The organism is Candidatus Propionivibrio aalborgensis (assembly GCF_900089945.1).
Classification (GTDB): domain Bacteria; phylum Pseudomonadota; class Gammaproteobacteria; order Burkholderiales; family Rhodocyclaceae; genus Propionivibrio; species Propionivibrio aalborgensis.
In genome coordinates this window covers 1-1,253 of sequence record NZ_FLQY01000098.1, presented here as the reverse complement: position 1 = coordinate 1,253, position 1,253 = coordinate 1, and the positions used below count along the sequence as shown (strand labels likewise).

Genomic DNA, 1,253 nt, shown 5'->3' with positions numbered 1-1,253 from the left:
CTAGTAGTTAGTTCCATCAATATAGTTACAAAATAGTCGATAATGGTTATGATCCTTGTACAACTCTTGACGGGAGTGATCATGGCCAGAAAGACGAAGCGCGCGGCACTGGTGTTGGCGGATGAGCAGCGAGCAATGCTCACGGAACTTTCGGGGTCGAGGACAGCGCCGATACGCGAAGTGGAGCGCGCCAAGATTCTGCTTGGCTACGCCGAGGGAGCATCGATCAGCGGCTTGATGCGCCGGGTGGGCGTCGGGCGTCCGATGATCTACAAGTGCATCGACAAAGCGTTGGCGGCAGGGGTGGGCGCCGGACTCAAGGATGCCTACCATCGTCCGCATGAACCCGAAATTACTGACGAGGCGAAAGCCTGGGTGGTCAGCATTGCCTGCACCAAACCGAAAGATCATGGACTGGCGGCCGAACTGTGGTCGATTTCGGCACTGGCGCGGTTCGTCTGCGAAGGCGCCGAGGCGGCTGGGCATCCACGTCTGGCGCAAGCGGGCAAGAGTACCGTCTGGCGAATTTTGAATGAGCATGACATCAAGCCGCACAAGATTCGCTACTACCTGGAGCGGCGTGACCCGGAGTTCGACCGCAAGATGCAGGACGTTCTGTTGGTCTATCGAGACGTCTCTATTTACACCGACGGTGCGGTTCATGACGGGCGCCCAGATCCGATCTACACGGTCAGCGTCGATGAGAAGCCTGGCGTACAGGCACTTGGTCTGACGGCGCCCGACTTGCCTCCGGTCCCGGGAAAGGCTGCGACAGTTGCGCGCGACTACGAGTACGTTCGTCATGGCACCGTGTCGATCCTGGCCGGTATCGATCTTCACTCGGGCCACATCTTCGCCCATGCCGAGGATCGGCACCGTAGCGTCGAGTTCATCGCTCTGCTCAAAGAGATTGACGCCTACTACCCGCCGGAGGCGATCATCCGGGTGGTTCTCGACAACCATTCGGCGCATATCTCGAAGGAGACCATGGCCTTTCTCGCCACGCGCCCCGGGCGCTTCGAGTATGTTCATACGCCCAAGCATGGTTCTTGGCTCAATCTCATCGAGTGTGCGTTCTCAAAAATGGCGCGCACGTTCCTGCGCCATATCCGCGTCGCCTCGCTCGATGAACTCAAGGCGCGCATCCTCAAGGGCATTGACGAAATGAACCAACTTCCCGCTGTCTTTCGATGGAATAAGTTCGACATCGGAATCGTTTAATGTGTATTTGTTTTGTTGGAACGCACTACTAG

Annotated in this window: 1 protein-coding gene; it reads left to right on the top strand. The window is 57.4% G+C overall.

All coding sequences use genetic code 11. The annotated features are described in order from the left end of the window. Positions 1–81 precede the first annotated feature (81 nt). Positions 82–1,221: an IS630 family transposase gene (locus PROAA_RS06115; protein WP_186410491.1), complete on the top strand. Its 1,140-nt coding sequence runs from the start codon at positions 82–84 to the stop codon at positions 1,219–1,221. Positions 1,222–1,253: the final 32 nt, after the last annotated feature.